The sequence below is a fragment of the Enhygromyxa salina genome (genome assembly GCF_000737335.2).
Taxonomy (GTDB): Bacteria; Myxococcota_A; Polyangia; order Nannocystales; family Nannocystaceae; genus Plesiocystis; species Plesiocystis salina_C.
This window is the reverse complement of sequence record NZ_JMCC02000001.1, coordinates 44,800-62,858: the sequence shown is the minus strand read 5'-3', so window position 1 is coordinate 62,858 and position 18,059 is coordinate 44,800. Positions and strand designations below refer to the sequence as shown.

Annotated in this window: 17 protein-coding genes; 8 read left to right on the top strand and 9 right to left on the bottom strand. The window is 67.1% G+C overall.

Annotated features, from left to right (window positions below; genetic code table 11):
- Positions 1-22: 22 nt before the first annotated feature.
- The 4 genes from DB30_RS00270 to DB30_RS00255 all read right to left on the bottom strand — a co-directional run bounded on the left by DB30_RS00270 (position 23) and on the right by DB30_RS00255 (position 2,488).
- Positions 23-367, bottom strand: a complete 345-nt coding sequence (locus DB30_RS00270; RefSeq protein WP_052545901.1) for a hypothetical protein — start codon at positions 365-367, stop codon at positions 23-25.
- Positions 364-621, bottom strand: a complete 258-nt coding sequence (locus DB30_RS00265) for a hypothetical protein (protein WP_146657723.1) — start codon at positions 619-621, stop codon at positions 364-366. Before DB30_RS00265 ends, DB30_RS00270 begins: the two co-directional genes overlap by 4 nt.
- A 64-nt stretch (positions 622-685) precedes the next feature.
- On the bottom strand, positions 686-1,795 hold the full coding sequence (locus tag DB30_RS00260; protein ID WP_146657722.1) for a hypothetical protein: 1,110 nt from the start codon (positions 1,793-1,795) through the stop codon (positions 686-688).
- A gap of 396 nt (positions 1,796-2,191) precedes the next feature.
- Positions 2,192-2,488: a hypothetical protein gene (locus tag DB30_RS00255; protein WP_146657721.1), complete on the bottom strand. Its 297-nt coding sequence runs from the start codon at positions 2,486-2,488 to the stop codon at positions 2,192-2,194.
- A 428-nt stretch (positions 2,489-2,916) separates the two neighbouring features.
- Here DB30_RS00255 and DB30_RS00250 point away from each other — a divergent pair, with 428 nt between their 5' ends.
- Positions 2,917-3,873 (top strand): hypothetical protein, encoded by a 957-nt coding sequence (locus tag DB30_RS00250; protein ID WP_146657720.1) that lies wholly within the window; start codon positions 2,917-2,919, stop codon positions 3,871-3,873.
- Between the two features lie 251 nt (positions 3,874-4,124).
- Entirely contained in the window at positions 4,125-5,114 is a 990-nt protein-coding gene (locus DB30_RS00245; RefSeq protein ID WP_052545897.1) for a hypothetical protein, read from the top strand.
- A 380-nt stretch (positions 5,115-5,494) separates the two neighbouring features.
- Here DB30_RS00245 and DB30_RS00240 read toward each other — a convergent pair whose 3' ends face one another.
- Entirely contained in the window at positions 5,495-5,758 is a 264-nt protein-coding gene (locus DB30_RS00240) for an RNA recognition motif domain-containing protein (protein ID WP_240480130.1), read from the bottom strand.
- A gap of 377 nt (positions 5,759-6,135) precedes the next feature.
- On the opposite strand from DB30_RS00240, the gene DB30_RS00235 reads away from it, so the two are divergent.
- Positions 6,136-7,362, top strand: coding sequence for a serine/threonine protein kinase (locus DB30_RS00235; RefSeq protein WP_052545895.1), 1,227 nt, complete (start codon positions 6,136-6,138; stop codon positions 7,360-7,362).
- A gap of 533 nt (positions 7,363-7,895) precedes the next feature.
- Here the strand turns inward: DB30_RS00235 and DB30_RS00230 are convergent.
- Positions 7,896-8,981, bottom strand: a complete 1,086-nt coding sequence (locus DB30_RS00230; RefSeq protein WP_146657719.1) for a Rieske 2Fe-2S domain-containing protein — start codon at positions 8,979-8,981, stop codon at positions 7,896-7,898.
- Positions 8,982-9,051: 70 nt separating this feature from the next.
- Here DB30_RS00230 and metG point away from each other — a divergent pair, with 70 nt between their 5' ends.
- Positions 9,052-11,136 carry a methionine--tRNA ligase gene (gene metG, locus DB30_RS00225; RefSeq protein WP_052545892.1) on the top strand — a complete coding sequence of 695 codons (2,085 nt, stop codon included), beginning with the start codon at positions 9,052-9,054 and terminating at the stop codon, positions 11,134-11,136.
- A 60-nt stretch (positions 11,137-11,196) separates the two neighbouring features.
- Here the strand turns inward: metG and DB30_RS00220 are convergent, their stop codons facing one another.
- Together DB30_RS00220 and DB30_RS00215 are read right to left on the bottom strand one after the other, a co-directional pair.
- Entirely contained in the window at positions 11,197-11,838 is a 642-nt protein-coding gene (locus DB30_RS00220; protein ID WP_146657718.1) for a hypothetical protein, read from the bottom strand.
- A gap of 12 nt (positions 11,839-11,850) precedes the next feature.
- Complete coding sequence (locus tag DB30_RS00215) at positions 11,851-12,606, bottom strand: 5'-methylthioadenosine/S-adenosylhomocysteine nucleosidase family protein (protein WP_052545890.1); 756 nt, start codon at positions 12,604-12,606, stop codon at positions 11,851-11,853.
- Positions 12,607-12,755: 149 nt separating this feature from the next.
- On the opposite strand from DB30_RS00215, the gene DB30_RS00210 reads away from it, so the two are divergent.
- From DB30_RS00210 to DB30_RS00200, 3 genes are read left to right on the top strand one after another with little or no spacing between them, the layout of a single operon-like run.
- The gene (locus DB30_RS00210) at positions 12,756-13,883 is read left to right on the top strand and encodes a cobalamin-binding protein (protein WP_165703556.1); all 1,128 of its coding nucleotides are present in this window, start codon (positions 12,756-12,758) and stop codon (positions 13,881-13,883) included.
- 9 nt (positions 13,884-13,892) lie between these two features.
- On the top strand, positions 13,893-14,612 hold the full coding sequence (locus tag DB30_RS00205; RefSeq protein ID WP_052545889.1) for a metallopeptidase family protein: 720 nt from the start codon (positions 13,893-13,895) through the stop codon (positions 14,610-14,612).
- The gene (locus tag DB30_RS00200) at positions 14,609-15,154 is read left to right on the top strand and encodes a hypothetical protein (protein WP_052545888.1); all 546 of its coding nucleotides are present in this window, start codon (positions 14,609-14,611) and stop codon (positions 15,152-15,154) included. Before DB30_RS00205 ends, DB30_RS00200 begins: the two co-directional genes overlap by 4 nt.
- A 168-nt stretch (positions 15,155-15,322) precedes the next feature.
- On the opposite strand, the gene DB30_RS00195 is transcribed toward DB30_RS00200, so the two are convergent.
- On the bottom strand, positions 15,323-16,285 hold the full coding sequence (locus DB30_RS00195) for a PEGA domain-containing protein (protein ID WP_165703555.1): 963 nt from the start codon (positions 16,283-16,285) through the stop codon (positions 15,323-15,325).
- A gap of 158 nt (positions 16,286-16,443) precedes the next feature.
- On the opposite strand from DB30_RS00195, the gene DB30_RS00190 reads away from it, so the two are divergent.
- Positions 16,444-17,751 carry an FG-GAP repeat domain-containing protein gene (locus tag DB30_RS00190; RefSeq protein ID WP_165703554.1) on the top strand — a complete coding sequence of 436 codons (1,308 nt, stop codon included), beginning with the start codon at positions 16,444-16,446 and terminating at the stop codon, positions 17,749-17,751.
- The last annotated feature ends 308 nt before the right edge of the window (positions 17,752-18,059 follow it).

The window sequence follows — 18,059 nt, the reverse complement described above, 5'->3', positions numbered from 1 at the left end:
GGCGAAGTCCGCGTCGTCGCGGTCAGCGGCTCGTGACCGGGGGGGTCGTCACCGTGAACGTGATCGGCCAGTCGACCTTCCCATACGGATCTTTGAAGCTCTCCCACGGGGCCTTGGCCAGCTGTTCGTCGACTGGCACCACCAATTCGTCATCAGGGGTACCGGCGACCGTATGCTCGGCCTCGCCCGAGGCGATGACGGTGCCGACGGGGAGCTTGATCGGCTGCAAGGTGACGCCCTCGTCCGTGTAGGTGGAGATGCGGACCTCGACGGCGCCAGGTAAGCCTTCGGCCTCGAGCTCGAGGTACCCGCTGCCTGACCAACGCGGCTCGGGTGCCGGCGGCGGGTCGGGAATCAGGCACGTCATGAACTGCCCCCGCTGCCGCGGTGCGATGCGCTCGGGCCTGGGGCCTCAACCGTCGTTTGAATCGAGGTCGTCGTCGTCGTCGCTGTCACGGCCCAAGCAGAGCTCGTGTCGGGAATCTCGATCGCATCGCCCACGCCATAATAACGCAGGCGATTGATCAACGGCAGCTGCGTTTGGATTTGCAATATGACCGGACTAAAAGTCACCAAATCGCACACTGGGCAGAGGCGTTCAGCGTCAAAGACATCGAACATGGCCCAAAATGCTATCTGCGACCACCGTTGGTGTCAATCCGACGATAGTGGAGAGGAGACCTCATCACTCGCACTCGCCGTCGTCCGTGGCGCTGGCCTCGTCGACGATCCAGGTGTGGGGAGCGCCCGAGCTCGGCGCGTAGATCCACGACGCAGCGCGGGCGGCCTCGACGGACTCGCGCACACAGCAGTCGCTTTCGTCATCGTCGGCGCACTCGTAACGACTGTGGGTGATCTCGCGCTCGACGAGATCGTGGTGCAGGGCGCCCGCGTTCAGCCGCCAGGACTCGCGCGTACGGCTCTCGACGCTGCGCTGGCCCGCGTCCATCGAGCCCTCGGCGCTGGTGTGGAGCGACTGGCTCGCGGCGAGCAAGGGGGACCCGCGATCGGGCCACCAAATCTCGTCGGTCGTGTGCAAGCGATTCTCCCCGTGGTCGCAGCTCGGGCACGCGTCACACAGCTGCGCGAGCACGAGCACGACGCCCGCCTCGCGTCGCAGCGCGGCGACGGACGCCTCGTGTCGCTCGCACGGCTCGCCAGCTTCCCAGTCCAGCAGCAGCGCGCCCGCCTGGCTCGTGACCCGCAGGTGGAGCGCCGCGTCGAGCAGCTCGAGCGTCATCGCCTCGGCGCCCTCGAGTTCGGGCCGCAGATCCGCGCTCGTCAGCTGCCGAGCCGCTGCGTGATCCTCTGCGGGTCCGAGCGCGAGCTCGAGCTGCGGTGTCGTGGGCGTGAAGTCGGTCGGTTCGACGCGCCCGCGGGCGGATATCGGCCAGCATTGCAGGTCCCCGGAGTCACGTTCGCGCGCGACGATCCGCGGCGACCGATCGCCGACCAGCGCAAACGCCTCGGGCCCCTCGAACATGACCAGCAGCTTCGCGTCCTCGTCGAGTGTGCAGGGGCTGCCGGCGCCGGTGAGTTGCAGCAGCGTCGCGTCAGCGAGGGAGAGGGCAACACCGCCGAGGTCTGCCGTTGCGCGCCCACGCGCCATGCCGTTGGCGGCGTCGAGGCCCGCAGCGAGCTCGGCGGTTTCAGCCAGCGCCGCAGCCGACGGCGCGAGCGGTGCTGGGGAGTGCCCGAGTTCGGGCGTGCAGGCGCCGAGCAGCAGCAGCGCGACGAGCATCCCCGCGCTCGACCACCCCTGCGCTTGCGTGGAAGTGGTGCGTTCGACGATCATCCTGGCCCAGTTTTACTCGGAGCATGGTCGCTCCAGGTAAATTGAACACACGGCGCGTGCTGGAGCAGCATCCGGCGCGTCGGCTGCGTCGCAGCCACTCGCGCGACGTCCCCCGCTGCCCGCCCGAGTGTCTCGTGTGCTCGCGTTCAGTTGATCTTGTGCTCTTGGGGGCCGACGTTCCTCGGCCCACGGTCGAACCACTCGACTTCGCGGCGTGAACGACCCGTCCCCTGACCAGGCCGAGATGGCGGAGCCGTGGCTTGGGCTCAGAGACCAAGGCAGGCCCGGCGCGAGACCGAGCCGAACGGGGTGAAGTTGGGGGCCTGTTCGCCACCCGACCCGGCCCGAGCCCACTTCGCCTGCCTATCCACATCCCGAAAATGAGCGGCGCGGCGTTCACTCCACCCCCAAACTCGCATCGGATGTCTTATCCGCCAGGCCCCGAGCTTGGCTGGCTCTGGCGTCGCTGCATGGCGCGCGCAGATAGTCCGCGTCGATGCCCGGATCGCCGCGGTGGTCGTGGAGCTCCTCCAGCGCGCGGGCGGCCTCTGAAGCGTGGATGACCACACCAGGGAACAGCTCGGGCCCGAGCGCCTGTTGTCGACCGAAGCGCTCGAGCTCGATCGCCAGGCGCCGCTCGAGCGCGCGCAGGTGCTCGCTCAACCCATCGCCGCTGGGCTGCACATCTCTCACCCGATCAGCATAGGCGGCCCACGTGGATCGGGAGCATGAACTCGACACGGCGCACAAACTTCGCGGTGCTTCATTGTATCCTGGCCGCCATGTCGCCCTCGCTGTTCTCGACTTCCGTGTCCGATCTCGCTGGACTGCATCGTCGACTTCGCTGTGCACTGCAGCTCTCGCCCGCTTTGTTGTTGACCCTCGCCTGCACGAGCGGTGACGAGAAGAGCGCCGCGCAACCCGACGTCGCGGTGGCGGATGGGGGTAAGGCGGCCCCCGACCAGCTCGAGCCCGAGGACAGCGGCGCTGATCGAGGGGACGAGCCGACGACCGCGATCGGCTCCGGTGGCGTACCATCGTCAGCTCCACCGCCGGATTCGAACGATCTACCGACTTGCCCCACGCGCGAATGGTGTGGGCCGCAGTCTCTGGTTGCGAGTGTGCGCAGCCAGAACGTGCCGCTCGGCACCCACATCCCGGACATCGAGGGCTGCCCCGGGACCATCACTTCTGCCGGGATGGCGGACATCGACGAGGACGCCCGCAAGGCGCTGTTGGGGATGCGGGCACAAGCCAACATCGACCACGTGGCGACCAGGGCCAAGCGCGCGGCCGGTGAGGCCGACGCCTGCTGCTACACCTGGATGGAGCAGTGCCCAGGTGGTCGGCCGTTGCTCGATGATCGCGGACAGCCCCAGCTCGCCGAGCTCGTCGAGCTCGGCCAGGCCGGCCAGGCCGATACCCGCGACGAGCTTCCAACCGAGCTGCGTCAGCGCCTTGCGCAAGCGTGGCTGGCCGACGCGCTGATCGAGCACGCCTCGATCGCGTCATTCTTGCGTGTGCGCGCCGAGCTCGAGGCCGTGGGCGCACCCGACCAGCTGCTCGCCGCTTGTGAGCGCGCCGCCGTCGACGAGCAGCGCCACGCCGCGCGCTGCTTCGAGCTCGCCGCTCGCTACGGTCGCGCGTGTGCCCCCGCATCCTCGCCCCAACTGGCCCCACGCGACGGCGGGCTGATCCGCGTTGCGATCGACACCTTCATCGAGGGCTGCGTGGGCGAGACGGTCGCCGCCGCCGGTGCCCAACGAGCCGCGCGCGGCTGCACGGATCCCGCGGTCGCGCAGGTGCTGGCCGAGATCGCCGACGACGAGAGCGAGCACGCGGCCTTGGCCTGGCGCACGCTCGCGTGGGCGATCGCCAAGCATGGTGCCCCCGTGCTGCTCGCTGTCCGCGAGGTGAGCGAGCAGCTGCGACCGACCGGGCCGATCCCCACGGCCGATCCCCACGCCCAGGCGCTGGCCGAGCACGGCCGCCTGGATCCTCGCGCCCAAGCCCAGCTTCGCCACGCCACCTGGGCAACGATCATCGATCCCATGCTCGCCGAGCTGCAGGCTGGCTAGATTCCCACGACGTCGTGCGACCCAGCTGTGTATGGGGGGCAAGATTCCCATGCCTCGCCGGACTCAGAGTCTCCATTTTGATCCTCGGATCACTTGCCTCGCCGGACTCAGAGTCTCCATTTTGATCCTCGGATCACTTGTATGGGTGCCTCGCCGGACTCAGAGTCTCCATTTTGATCCTCGGATCACTGGGCTCCACGAGCGCATCAAAATTAACGCAACACCCAGGATCCGCGGGCCGATAGCCCTGCGTGGCCACTCCCGCGCAGAAACAAGAGAGCGCCGCCCGTCGGGCGAACAACCGAGCCCGCGGCCTCGCCCGCGACTACCCGCGCGTCCGCGCGCAGCCGATCTACCGTGGTCGCCAGTACAAGATCACCCGGCGCTGTATCAACCGCCTGATGCTGTTCTCCCCCGGGCCCGAGCCCGATGAGTTCAACAACTTCGTCGGCTACTGCCTCGCCCACGCGGCCGCGCGCTACGGCATCCAGATCCACTCGAGCCTGTGGATGTCCAACCACCACCACACCGACCTCACGGATCCCGACGCCAACCTCGTTCCCTTCAAGCAGCTGCTGCACAGCCTCATCGCTCGCGGTCGCAACGCCCAGCTCGGCCGCAGTGACAGCGTCTGGAGCGGCGATGGCCCCTGCGACACCCGGCGGCCAACCGAGGGCGAGTCGCTGATGGACATCGTCTACACCCTGACCAACCCCGTCGAGGCGGGCCTCGTGAAGTGGTCGCGCCAGTGGCCCGGCTTCACCACGATCGGCTGGCGCTTCGGCGAGACGCGGACCTTCAAGCGGCCCAAAGGGCTGTTCGACGACAAGGGCGACATGCCCGAGGAGGTCTCGCTGACGCTGGTCCGGCCGCCGATCTTCTCCGAGCTCGACGACGACGCACTGTACGAAAAGCTGATGGACGCAGTGCGCGAGCGCGAGCTCGAGGTCCATCGATACATGCGCAAGCATGGGCGCCGATTCATGGGGCCGCGCAAGCTTGCCGGGCAGCGGTGGAATCGTGCGCCGCAGAGCTTTGAAGAGCGGTTCACGGTCACGCCAAAGCACGCGGGTCCGTGCCTGAGGCTCGTGCTGAAGGAAGTGGCGCGGGACCGGGCGTGGGAGCGTGACTACGCCGCGGCGCGGGCGTTGCTGCTCGCGGGCAAGCCGGCTGTGTTTCCTGCGGGGACGTACTGGATGCGGCGCTTCGCGGGCGTTGATGTGATCTCTCAGGCGCCGTAGCGGGCGCCAAAATAGCCAGACGGCGGGGTCGCGCGAGCCATCCTGCCGGTTTGTATTGGTTCGGCGGCAATTTTGGGGGTGTCGCGGGGGTGGATCACCTCATTTTGGGTCTTCGTCGAGCGGAATTGGGTGCGAACTCGTGACTCGGAGGAGGTCGGAGGAGCAACTCAGCCCTCGAGTAGACCGACGCTCACAGAAGACTCCCCGTCCGGATCTTTTCCGTGACTCTGGGGTGGATCACCTCATTTTGGGTCTTCGTCGAGCGGAATTGGGTGCGAACTCGTGACTCGGAGGAGGTCGGAGGAGCAACTCAGCCCTCGAGTAGACCGACGCTCACAGAAGACTCCCCGTCCGGATCTTTTGGATTGAGCGGATCGCCTCTAGTCGCAACGACCGTGGCGGCCGCGTCGAGAGACTCGGTGCTCCGCCTCGTTGACCCGCAGGGTTCGCCCGGCAAAGATCTTCCCGTTGAGCTCGACGATCGCGGTGGCTGCATCATCGACCGTCGCCATCGTTACGAACGCGTACCCGCGCGGCCGCCCAGTTTCGCGATCTTTCACGATACATACCTCCGTCACCTCACCGACGGCGTTAAACTGCTGGCGGATCGTGTCCTCGGTGATGTCGCAGGACAGATTGCCCACGTAAAGTCGGTTGCTCATGAGCGCGAACAATTAGTATGGGGTCAGTCTCCAAGGTCAGACCAGGGCCTACCTGAGAACTACCTCTGCATTGCTTGCGCGGGCTGGCACTCGACGTCTGGCGGCGCGCGCGGTTTTCGACAGCGCCAAGGCCTCCCTCCAGGTCGGCGCCCACCCGGCGCGCGGTCCCGCCAGGCTCCTCACGCCGCCCACGCGCGTTCGTAGGGGTGACGCGGGTGTCAGCTGGGACCGAGCCCATGGCCCATTCCGGCGCTCCAGCGCGGGGCCCAAGCGTGGTACTGGTGGCATCGAGCGCCGTCACGGGCGTGATCGACGATCCTCGCCCATCCTTCGCTCGGCTTCGAGCCACCGCCACACCGATGAACCTCGAACTCGCCCCAGGAGACCGCTACGAGGAGTTCGAGATCCTCGCCGAGCTCGGGACCGGAACCTTCGCCAAAGTGTACGAGGTCCGGGCGCCCGGCCACCCGAAGCCAGTCGCGCTCAAGCTGTCGCGCGTCCCCGTCGAGGCCGAGGCCACCGCCTTGCGAGCGCTCCGCGAGATCCGAATTCTCGAGTCGCTGAGCAACCCGCACGTGGTCCGGATCCTCGATCATGGGCTTGGCGCCGACGAGCGCTGGTACATGATCATGGAGCTGCTCGAGGGCGCGGATCTGCTGGCAGTCCATCACTTCCACGACCCCATGGACACGATCCGCGCCTGCAAGCTCGCCTATGAAGCCTGCGTCGGGCTCGACGAGGCCCACCAGCAGGGCATCGTCCACCGTGACATCAAGCCAGAGAACCTGTGGGTGCTGCCCGACGGCACCTGCAAGGTGATCGACTTTGGGCTCGCGCGGGCGTGGGACCCGGGCTCCACGATCGGCATCACCGCGACCATGGGTCACATGCTGATCGGGACCCCCCACTACAGCCAGCCCGAGCAGGTCGTTGGCACCGAGCTGGTCCCCGCCAGCGACGTCTACAGCATCGGCATCGTGCTCTACGAGCTGCTCTCGGCCCGCATGCCGCTGTTCGCCAAGGAGCCGTGCAACGCGGTCCGCGAGCGCTTGCTCGACGAGCCGCTCGAGTGGCTCTCGGCCCACGTCAAGCGTGACCTCGTGCCCTTGGATCGCTACCGCGACTGTCGCAAGCGCCTGCCCAAGCGGCTGATTCAGCTGGTCCACCGGACCTTGCAAAAGCAACCTGAGCAGCGCCCGGCCAGCGGTGGCGTGGTCGCGCGCGAGCTCGCGTCGATCCTGCATCGCGAGCTCGAGACCCCGGTCGCCGCGGTCATGCACATCCACGACGCGCGCGGCACCAAGGACCTCGCGTTCGTGATCCCCGGCAAGCAGACGATCGGCACCAGCGACAAGTGCCTGATCCAGACCGCTAGCGACGGCAGCAAGCGGGTCCAGGCGGTGCTGCACTGGGGTGGACACGGCACCGAGGCCGTGCTCGCGCCCGCCGAGCCGCCTGCGCAGCCGCGCCACGGGCAGCCCGAGCTGAGCGTTGACGGCGTCGAGGCAACGCAGCCGATGCGGCTTCCGGCTGGCAGCACAATCCGCGCTGGGCACCTGAGCATGACGATCGAATATCCGCGCTGAGCCAAGCTCGAGCTCGATCGCCCGCCGTTCTAGAGCAGTGAGACGCAGGACCTGCGCAACATCGAGCGACTGTTCGCGCGCGCCGGCAACTTGCCCCAGGTTCATCTCGACGGGCGGCTCGCTTTGCACGAGGAGCTGCATTGCGAAAATCGTGAGAACGGGATAGTTGGTTTGAGGTACCGGGAAGCGCACGACCTCGACGCCGCGCGTCGACGCTCCGCGCTCGAAGGTCGCCATGTTGGCGCTGCTGCTTCGCCCCCCTCGTCAACTTGTCTGCAGCTGCACCAATGGCGACGGGTGTCGAGCCCCGCTCAGTCCAATGTCCTCGATCAAACAAGCCAACGCGATCATCGAGATCCCGGCGCAACCGACCCCGACGGGTCCACCGCTGGGGCCGCCCTCGAGCCCGCCTCCGCAGCCGCGCACGTGGTCGCGGGCCGTGCAGCGTCGCCGCCCCAAGGCGCCGCTCTTGCCCCGCCGATACGTGACCCCCACATAGCCCTTGCTTGGCGCGGGCGCGCGGCTCGGGCAGGTTACTCCGGCAGGTACTCGGGCGGCCAGAACCGCTCGCACCAGCGCCTGAAGTCGATGATCGGGCCGTCTTCGGCGAGCGGCTTGGGGTTTTGCAAGAACTTGCGCTTGGTCCAGATCATCTCGTCGCCGTCGAAGTCCTTGGTGGCGATCGCCAAGAACACCCGCGCCAGAAGGTCTTCTAGACCGCGCCCAACGACCCGCCGCGCGAGCTTGTTGATCGGGGTGTCGATCGTGCGCTTGACCGAGCTGACCACGCGAATGTGACAATCGGTGGGGCTGACCGGGGTGATCAAGATGATGTTCATGACCTCGAGGTTGCCCTGGTCCGGGCCCAGCCTGGCGATGGAGAGGGCCATGCCTGGGCCAAGCACCCGAACGTCAAACTCGAAGGGGGTCTTGATCACCTTGCCCAGCCGCTGCAGCAGCGGGCTGGGGCTCTGCGCGCCCAAGGTCCAGGTCACCCGCAAGACCGTGGAGAAGTCGCCGAGTTCATCCTCGCCTGGGTGACGATCGATCCCGCTGAGCTCCCAAAAGTGCACAGCGTAGAAGTGCTGGATGTCGACGATGTTCTCGGTTGGGAAGAACACGTTGGTTGGCGCGAGCGGGCGCCCGGCGTTGGTCACCGGCTCACTCCAGCCATCAAAAAAGCCGTCTTTCAGGAAGCGCAGCGGGCGATCGGGCTTGGTCCGGTCCACGCCGTGCCAGATGAAGATCGACGCGGCGACCTCGTGGACGGTCCACGGCACCGACTTGACGTGGCGCAAGCTGGTCGCGTCCGCGACGAAGTCACCCTTGACGCACTGCCCGTCGCCGTTGAAGTACAGGCCGTGGAAGGGGCAGCGCACGCAGCCATCTACGACGCGCCCGCCAACGCCCCGATGCGCGCCGAAGTGCGGGCACTGGGCGTCGAGCACCACGACCTCACCCGCCTCGTCGCGAAATGCGATGAGATCGTGGCCCATGTACGTGAAGTTGGTGATCTTGCCTGCGACCACGTCGCTCGAGCGCAGCGGCGAGAACCAGTCGTGCACGTACTGCGGCGGCGGCCGCATATACCGTTTTGAGGCGTTCTTCGCCGTGGCCATGGCGGTCGTAGGCTACCACGATCCCTCGCAAGGATAGACACAACGAGTCCATCTGCTAGAAACGGCCCCCATGGCCAACAAGGTCCTCGTCACCGCCGCGCTCACCTACGCCAACGGGCCCGCCCACCTCGGGCATGTGCTCGAGGCCATCCAGACCGACGTGTACGTTCGCGCCCGGCGGATGATGGGCGACGAGGTCATCTTCATGTGGGCGGACGACACCCACGGCACGCCAATCCAGATCCGCGCGCTGCGTGAGGGCATCGATCCCGAGCAGCTGATCGCCCGGGTCTACGACGAGCACGTCAAGGCCTACAACGGGTTTCAGATCGGCTACGACATCTTCTACACCACGCACAGCGAAGAGAACCGCAAGCACGCCGCGGCGATCTTCGAGGCGCTGCGCGAGCGCGGCGACATCGAGGTCCGCGACGTCGAGCAGCTCTACAGCGAGGTCGACCAGATGTTCTTGCCCGACCGCATGGTTCAGGGCACCTGCCCAGTCTGCAAGACGCCCGACCAAGACGGCGACTCGTGCGAGCGCTGCGGCAGCACCTATCGTCCAACCGAGCTGATCGAGCCGCGCTCGGTGATCTCGGGCGACACCCCAGTCTTGCGCACCTCCGAGCACTTGTTCGTGCCGCTGGCCCGACACGAGGCGTTCTTGCGCGAGTGGCTGACCCCCGCGTCCGAGGGCGGCGCCACGATCCTGCAAGACAGCGTGCGCAACTTCGTGTTGAGCTGGGTCGACGGCGGCCTGCGCGACTGGGACATCTCGCGCGAGGCCCCCTACTTTGGCATCGAGATCCCGGGGTTCCCGGGCAAGTACTTCTACGTGTGGTTCGACGCGCCGATCGGCTACATCGCCGCGACCGAGAAGTGGTGCGAGCTCAACGGCAAGAACCTAGATGACTGGTGGAAGGCGCCCCCCGGCCGCGAGGACGGTCAGACCGAGATCGTCCACGTCATCGGCAAGGACATCGTCTACTTCCACTGCCTGTTCTGGCCAGCCATGCTCAACGCCGCTGGCTACACCGTGCCCTCGCGGGTCCAAGTCCACGGCTGGCTCAAGGTCAACGGCGAGAAGATGTCGAAGCGGCGCGGGACCTTCATCCTCGCCAACACCTACCTCGAGCACGTGGATCCAGCGTACCTGCGCTACTACCTGGCCGCGCGGCTGTCGAGCAACCAAGACGACTTCGACCTGGCCATGGACGACTTCGTGCTGCGCGTCAACGCGGACCTGGTTGGCAAGGCCGCCAACCTGGCCAGCCGCAGCATCAAGTTCCTCAACAACAAGCTTGGCGGCACGCTTGGCCCAATCCCGGAAGATGGCGCGGCGGTGCTCGAGGGTGCGCGGCAAAAGCTGCTCGAGGTCCCGGATCTGTACCGCAACTTCGACAGCGCCAAGGCCCTGCGCCTGGCGATGGAGATGGCCGAAGCGTGTGACGGGTACATCAACGAGCACGCGCCGTGGAAGGTGATCAAGACCGACCCCGAGCGCGCGCGGGCGATCCTCACGGTCGGCGTGCAGGTCAGCAAGCTGGTCGGCGCCGTGCTCAAGCCGGTGCTGCCCGAGTGGGGCGAGAAGATCGAGCGGATGCTGAAGCTCGATCAGCCGCTGAGCTTCGCCAACGCGGCCGAGCCACTGCCGGCCGGGCTCGAGCTCGGGGCGTACGAGACCCTGGCCGAGCGGCTGCAGAGCGCGACCCTCGACGCGCTGATCGAAGCCAGCAAACAAGACGTCGCCGCCGATCAGGCCGTGGGCGCGACCCAGAGCGAGGACGCGGGGCCAAGCTTCGACTACGAGGTCGCGCCGCTCGCCGAAGAAGTTGGGATTGACGCGCTCGAACAGATCGATCTGCGAGTTGGCAAGATCGTCGAGTGCGAGCAGGTGCCCAAGGCCAAGAAGCTGCTGCGTCTGACCGTGGATCTGGGCCCGCTGGGCCAGCGCAACGTGTTCTCGGGCATCTCGCAGAGCTACGCCCCGGACCAGCTGCTGGGCAAGCACGTGGTCATGTTCGCCAACCTCAAGCCGCGGACGATGCGGTTTGGCGTGAGCGAGGGGATGATCATGGCGGCCGGTCAGAGCGACGACAAGGTGACCGTGATCGAGCTCGACCCGCGCTCGCTGCCGGGCGACAAGATCAGCTAAGAGACCGGATCGAGGGCCGGCCCGACCGGGGCTCGGCGATGCTTCGGGTAGTCAGCACGACTACCCGAAGCCGAGACGCTCCCGATTCGTAATGTGGAAACGTTCATCCAGGTAGTAGGCCACAGCGCCCGTCAGGATCTGTTGAGCGATTCCGGCGTCGTACCCAAGGGCAGCGGTCAGCCGGCTGCCCGCGCTTCGCAGCGCAGACTCGATGTCCCGCCGCGCATGGGTGAACTGCGGCTGGACGGTGCTTGGAGGATTCGTGGAGGTCCGCTCTAGGCACCGCGCAACACTCGGCGCGTCGGCGAAACCATGCTCGGTCAGCACCAACACGAGCATCGAGTTGAAATACCCATCGCCGTAGCGCGCCTCGACCGGCTCGAGCTTGAACTTCAGAGAGTAGCCAAGGCGCTCCATCTCGTTCTCAACCGAAACAGCCTTGGCTCCGATGGAGATGTAGTCCTCGTTGACCTCCTCATCCCAGAGCTCGGACGTGGGATCAGGAGAGCCGTCCACCCGCACATCGCTGGCGTCCACAATGAAGACCGTCAGCCGAGCCGGCCGAAACGAGAGGCCGTCGCGCTTGCGATCGAACTCCACCGTCACGCGCCCGCCAAGTTCCCTGGCTTTCTGCATCCAGAACTCCACACTTCCGTGGAGCGGGCGCGACGCCGGGGGCTGGACAAGCTGTTGTAGGCTCATGGTCTCTCCATACTACGGCTGCTCGGCCAGGGCTCCCAGCACGAAACGCGCCGCGGCCCGGCAAGCCTGCTCGCGCGACTCGTTGATGACGCTGTGCCGCTCTTCGTCGCCGAAGTCCGAGATCCCCTTCACAACGAGCCAGTTGGGCTCTTGCGGGTCCGACGCCGCCAGAAGGCCCACTCCTTCCATCTCACCGCCGATGATTGGCTCGCCCTTCTGCGGGACACGAGCCCTCAGCTGGTCGCGGAATGCGGCACAGTGGATGCGTGCAGCGCCTGTGAGCAAGGCACCGAAGTGCGCTGTCGTCGGACCCTGCGCCTTGGCGTGGCCCTCCATCAACCGCACCAACGATCGTTTCGCCCGTCGCCGCTTGACCCGGTTGTATGTCGTGGTGATCACCCCATCCACCAGCCCGACGTCTCGGTTGTCGTACGGGACGAGTTGGGTGCCCACCAACACATCGCCGAGTTTCTGGTTATCGGGGTCGCAACCGAACGCCATCCCGATCGAGATCACTCCGGTGGCCTGCGTGGCGTTGACGTAGTGCACAGCCCGAGAGCCGGACCCGTGAAAATCAAGCGCCCCCATCGTTGTCCGGGCGGCGAGCACTCGGGTATGACCGACGATGCCTAGCCAGCGAAACTCGCCCAGCGGTCCATCCCGAACGTGCACGGGGATTTCCAGCTCATCTGCGACTGTATCGAGCGCCTCGACCTCCGAAGTGGTGGCCACGAACAGAACGACATCGCAGGTTTCGATCTTGGCCATGTTCCTCGCTCCACCGCCTCGGTTGAAATCATCCTACACCAGCGACCTCGCACCTCGAAAGGCGATCACGACCGTCCCGGAACGCATGGACGATGCTCGAGATCAGCGGCGAGAGGGTCGAGTCGGGACGATTGGGGTATGTAACCCACGTGATCAAGCCAGCCCATCAATGGCAGACGCGACGGCACCTGGCGATCCGGGCGCCCGAGCGTCCGTTCGAGGATGACCCGCGATCCGAGGCGTTCACGCTCGTGTTCGAAGACGGCCAGCACGACGGCCAGCCCGGCTGGGCCAAGTGCGGGCTCGAGCGTCAGCAGGTCGACGAGCGCGGCGCGGCCGACCCCGACACGGTTCATGCGATCTCGGCCTGGCTGATCGCTCGGGGCGCCCGCAGGATCGAGCTTCGCGGGCCCGCTGGGGAGTCGCTGGCGACCGGCCCGATCTCACCCGCGACCCTCGAGCAGCCCAACGTCGAGCGGGCGACGCGGCTGATCTCGATCTGCCCGTCCAACCTCGAGGCGATCGCGGCGCTCGACTGCTTCGATCGCGTGATCGCCTGCGAAGACAGCTCCGACTACCCGCCCGAGGTCACGGCGCTCGAGCGGCTTGGGCCCGATCTTGGACCGGATCTGGATCGCATCGCCGCGCTGGCGCCCGATCTGGTCGTGTCATCGCTCTCGGTCCCCGGGATGGAGCGCAACGTGACGGGCCTGCGCGCGCGCGGGATCCCGCAGCTGGTCTTGGCGCCGCGCAGCATCGCCGACGTGCTCGCCGAGCTCGAGCTGCTGGGTCGGGCGCTTGGGGTCGAGCCGCGCGCCGCTGTTGTGATCGCAGACATGCGGGCCCAGATCGCCGCGCTCGAGCGCGACGCGGGCGCGCGCGAGCCGGCGCGGGTGTACCTCGAGTGGTGGCCGCGCCCCATGTTCACGCCTGGCTCCGCCTGCTACAGCAACGAGCTGATCGCCCTGGCTGGCGGCGTCAACGTGTTTGGCGCTCAGCCCGGATCGAGCCTCGAGATCACCGCCGAACAACTGATCGCCGCGCAGCCGCAGCTGTGCTTCGTCTCATGGTGTGGGGTCGCGCTCGACAAGCTCGATCCCCGCCGCCTGATCGACCGGCCCGGGCTCGAGCAGCTCGACGCGGCCCGGCGCGGTCACGTGTACCCGCTCGACGAGCGGTTCTCGGGCCGACCGGGGCCACGCATGCTGGAGGCCGCGCGGATCATGGCGGCCGGCATTCAGCGCGCCCATCGCTTGGTCGGGCCCGACTTGGGTTAGCCTGCGGGCGTGTCTACTGACGACGACCTCGACGACGCGCGCTGGCTGGTGATCGCGGAAGCCCTCGAGCTGCGTGACTTCGACCGCGCGAGCGCGGTCATTGACGAGCTCGCCAAGCAGCTCGGCGAGCAGCACCCCCAAGTGCTGTACGAGCGCGCGGTCGTGGCCTGGGAGCGCGAGGGCCCCGAGTCCGGGATCGCGATCCTGGACCAGCTGCTGCGGCTCGATCCGAACCACGCCGACGCGCACTACCTGCGCGCGCTCGCCTGCGAGGAGGCCGATGATCGGGAGGGCATGATCATCCACTTCCTCGAGTGCCTGCGGCTCGACACCCTGGCCGACGCGGACCAGGACGAGCGCTTCCGCAAGCAGGACCTCGACTTCATCGAGACCACCGCCGAGTACTTCATGACGCGGATCCCCGATGAGTTCCGCGAGCACCTGCGCGACGTCCCGATCGTGCTCGAGCCCAGGCCGCACCCGGACATCGTGCGCGAGGGGTTTGATCCGCGCGCGCTCGGGTTGTTCGAGGGTCTCGAGCAGGGGCGGCTCGCGGCCGGGGAGCTCGCCCAGGCCCCTACCCGCATCGTGCTGTTCTACGCCAACTTGCTCGACGACGCGCCGGACAACGAGAGCTTGCTCGACGAGATCGAGATCACCTTGTTGCACGAGATCGGCCACTTCTTTGGGCTCGACGAGGACGACGTCGAGCGGCTTGGCCTCGAATGACGCGAAGCTGGCTGATCGCGCTGGGCTGCGTGATCGGCTGCCAGCGATCCGAGCCTGCGACCCCGCCCACGCCGCCGCAGGTGTCGAGCCCGGCCACCGCGTCGAGCCCGACACCACAGCCCCGACCAACCGGCGTCACGCCCGACACCTCCGACTCCTCCGACTCCTCCGACTGGGAGCCCGCGCCAGCTCGAGGCGGCTCCCCCTGCGAGCGGTCATGCGGCGAGCTCCACGACTGCGTGATCGAGGCGGGCGTTCACGGGCCAAGGGCGGCGGTCTGGATCGAGCTCGAGTGCCTCGCAGCTTGCGTGACGAGCCCTCCGCCGAGCGCCGCGAGCCCGTCGCTGTTTGGCTGCGCGCTCCCAGCTGCATCGAGGGCGGATGCAGCTCGCTGCGATCCCTTCTTGGCGTGCGTCCGTGATGCGTGGCCCGACCAAGCGGCCAGCGCCGGACCCACCAGCTCGGTGGTCGTTCCTGTTGCCAAGGGCTGCGACCGCGCGTGCTGGGCGTTTGCGCGGTGTCAGGGCCGAGAACGAGAGTGACCACGCCAGGATCGCGCAGTGCATCGACAAGTGCGATTCGATCTTGGACGACGAGCAAGAGCTGCGGCTTGGCGAGTGCGCGGAGCGGCCCACCTGCCACGAGATCGAGAGCTGCGTGCTGGCAACGCCAGGCGCTTGACCTGTTAGCGGCCAGACCAGGCGCGTCGCTCAAAAGCGCAGCGCGAGCCCGCCAGCGCTCAACCGAAGCTCCGCGGTCAGAGGCTCCTTCGGCCGCGCCTGGTGCTCGAAGATCAGCAACCCGGCCCCGGTCCCCGCACCCGCCAGCCCGACAGCGAGCGCGACAGCGCCGAGCGCTCCCGTCGTGTAGACGTTTGGGCAGGCACCGTTGAGGTCGAGCGATGACGGCGCGCAGGTTGGCATGTGCGGACGCCCGTCAATGCCGATCAACACGGCCCCCGTGCCAACGCTGATGACCCCAAGCGAGACGGCGAACCACCCACCGACGCGCAGTCCGGGCCGTGGCTTTCGCTCGCGCTCTCTCTTCACGAGCAGGCGCTTGAGCTCGTACTCGACGACCTCCTCCACGCCCCCGACCGCGATCCAGCGGTGGACCTGCGTCGTGTGGTTGCGGGCCCGGATCTCGAGCTGGTGGTCGCCCGTCCTGACTTCGACGTCGAGCGGACTGACGCCGATCATGGCGCCATCGAGGGTGAGCTCCGCTGCGTTGGGTGTCCCGGCGACTCGCAGACGCGGTGGCTCGGTGCGCCCCGCAAAGATCCGGTCGATCTCGGACTCGAGCTCGATGATCTTGGCCGGGATGGCGTCGAGAAATTCTTGCTGCCCACACACGCCGCAGGTGATCGAGACCTGGGCCAATTTCTCGCCCGTTCGGGAGTCGTGCGCGAGGATCTCGGCGCTGTACTCGCGAGACCCGTTGTTGACCCGAACCGCCAGCGTGACCGGGATCTCGGCCGCCGTGGCGGCCTCGCGCATGCACTCGAAGCTCGCGCAGTCGTTGGAGCGCAGCACCACAGCGGTTCGGCCTGCACGCTCGAGCGACTTGGCTAAGGTCTGCTCGAACTCCCGACGAAAATCTTGCGGCAGCTCCCCGGTGTACTCGACGGGCGCCACCCCAAACTCGCTAGGGCTCGCGCGAGCGGGCCCCGCCATGCCCAGCATACAGACCATACTAGAGCCCAGTGCCCAGACAAGAGGTCGATGACGCATGGACAGACAATATCACCGCTGCGGCAGTTGGAGCGCCCGTCATCGCCCCGCGAGCTCGACAGCACTTACTTGCCAATCGCGGACACATGTACCCTATGCGGGTGGATCATGCGAAGGCACTCGCGGTCGGGCTTGGATGGCTCACGCTCGCGTGCGTTGGACCCAACCCCGACTACCTCGGGGCCTCCACAGGGGCGGGGACCGGGAGTGACGGGACCGGCACCGGAGCCGAGAGCGGGAACGAGAGCGGCGACCAGGCTGGCGACGGCGACGGCGACTCGGGCGACGGCGACGGCGATGGCGACTCGGGCGACGGCGATCCGCCAATCCAGGGTTGCGGCGACGGCAACCCGCCATTCCCCGGCGACCTCTGCTTTCACCCGCCAACTCAGCTCATGCTCGCTCCCTTCGCGCACCCGCACTACGTCGGAGCCGGCGACGTCGACGGCGACGGCAAGCTCGATCTCGTCAGCGTCGATCTATTCGCGGAGTCGGCCCAAGTGCTACACAACCTCGGCGCGGGCGCCTTCATGTACGTCGGTGCATACGGCAGCGCGTCCAACAGCAGGTCGATCACGCTCGGCGACTTCAGCGGTGACGGTCGCCCCGATGTCGTGACCACCCACGGCAACGATACCGACGCGATCGGACTGCTAATCAACAACGGCGCGGGCGGCTTTGGCCCGCAGATCAACACCTCGATCGGCGCGGACCTGCGCGACGCCGCGATCGCCGACTTCAACCACGACTCTGCGGCCGACCTCGCGGTCGTGTCCGCTGGCGACGATGAGGTCCTGGTCTTGCTCAACAACGGCAACGGCCAATTCGCCGGGGTCGATCATTTCGCCGTCCCCACGCAGCCTACCGATCTGGTCGTCGTCGACATCGACAAGGACGGAGAGTCCGACATCGTGGTCGTGTGCATGGGCGCCAACGAAATTGCGATCCTGCGTGGCACTGGCCAGGGCACGTTCCTGGCTCCACTGACCTTTGTCGCGGCTGGCGACGGCCCCGAGAGTCTCGACGTCGCCGACTTCAATGGCGACGGCTGGCCGGACATCGTCGTCGTGATCCGAGGTGAGGACAGCGTTGGGCTCGCGCTCAACGACGGCGCTGGCGGGCTGCTCAGCCCCACGATATTCGGCGTTGGCGTTCGCCCGCGCTCGGTCACGGCCGCAGACTTCGACGCCGACGGCAACCCCGACATCGTGTCGGGAGACCACGACGGCGGAACGGTGACATTGCTGCTCGGCGACGGGCTTGGCGGGCTCGACTTCGCGGAGCAAATTTACGTTGGCATAAATCCCCGTCAGGTGATCGCGGCGGACCTCAACGGCGACCTGGCCATGGACTTTGCCTATGCGCTGCACCTCAACGCGAGCATTGGCGTGGTGCTCTCCAACCCCTGAGCGGCACGCCGGCATCGACGAGCCGCTCTCGTAGATCAGGTCGGTCCCACGAACGCTCCGAGTCGCCGGGCTCTCGAGGTGCGACAGGTCATCGCTGAATCAATCGCAACCCAACAGGACTGGTCTCCAGTGTCTGCGCTATCGCGCAGTCGAGCTGGGCCCTGCTTGTCGTTTGCCCTCACGTCATCCTGGGGACATCCAGTCAGCGCCGCGAGCGCGATGAAGATTGACACGACGCGAGTCATACGAACGGTCATCGAGCTCCTGTCGCCGGCCTGCTTCGCGCCCTCCAAGACGGCCTGACCCCA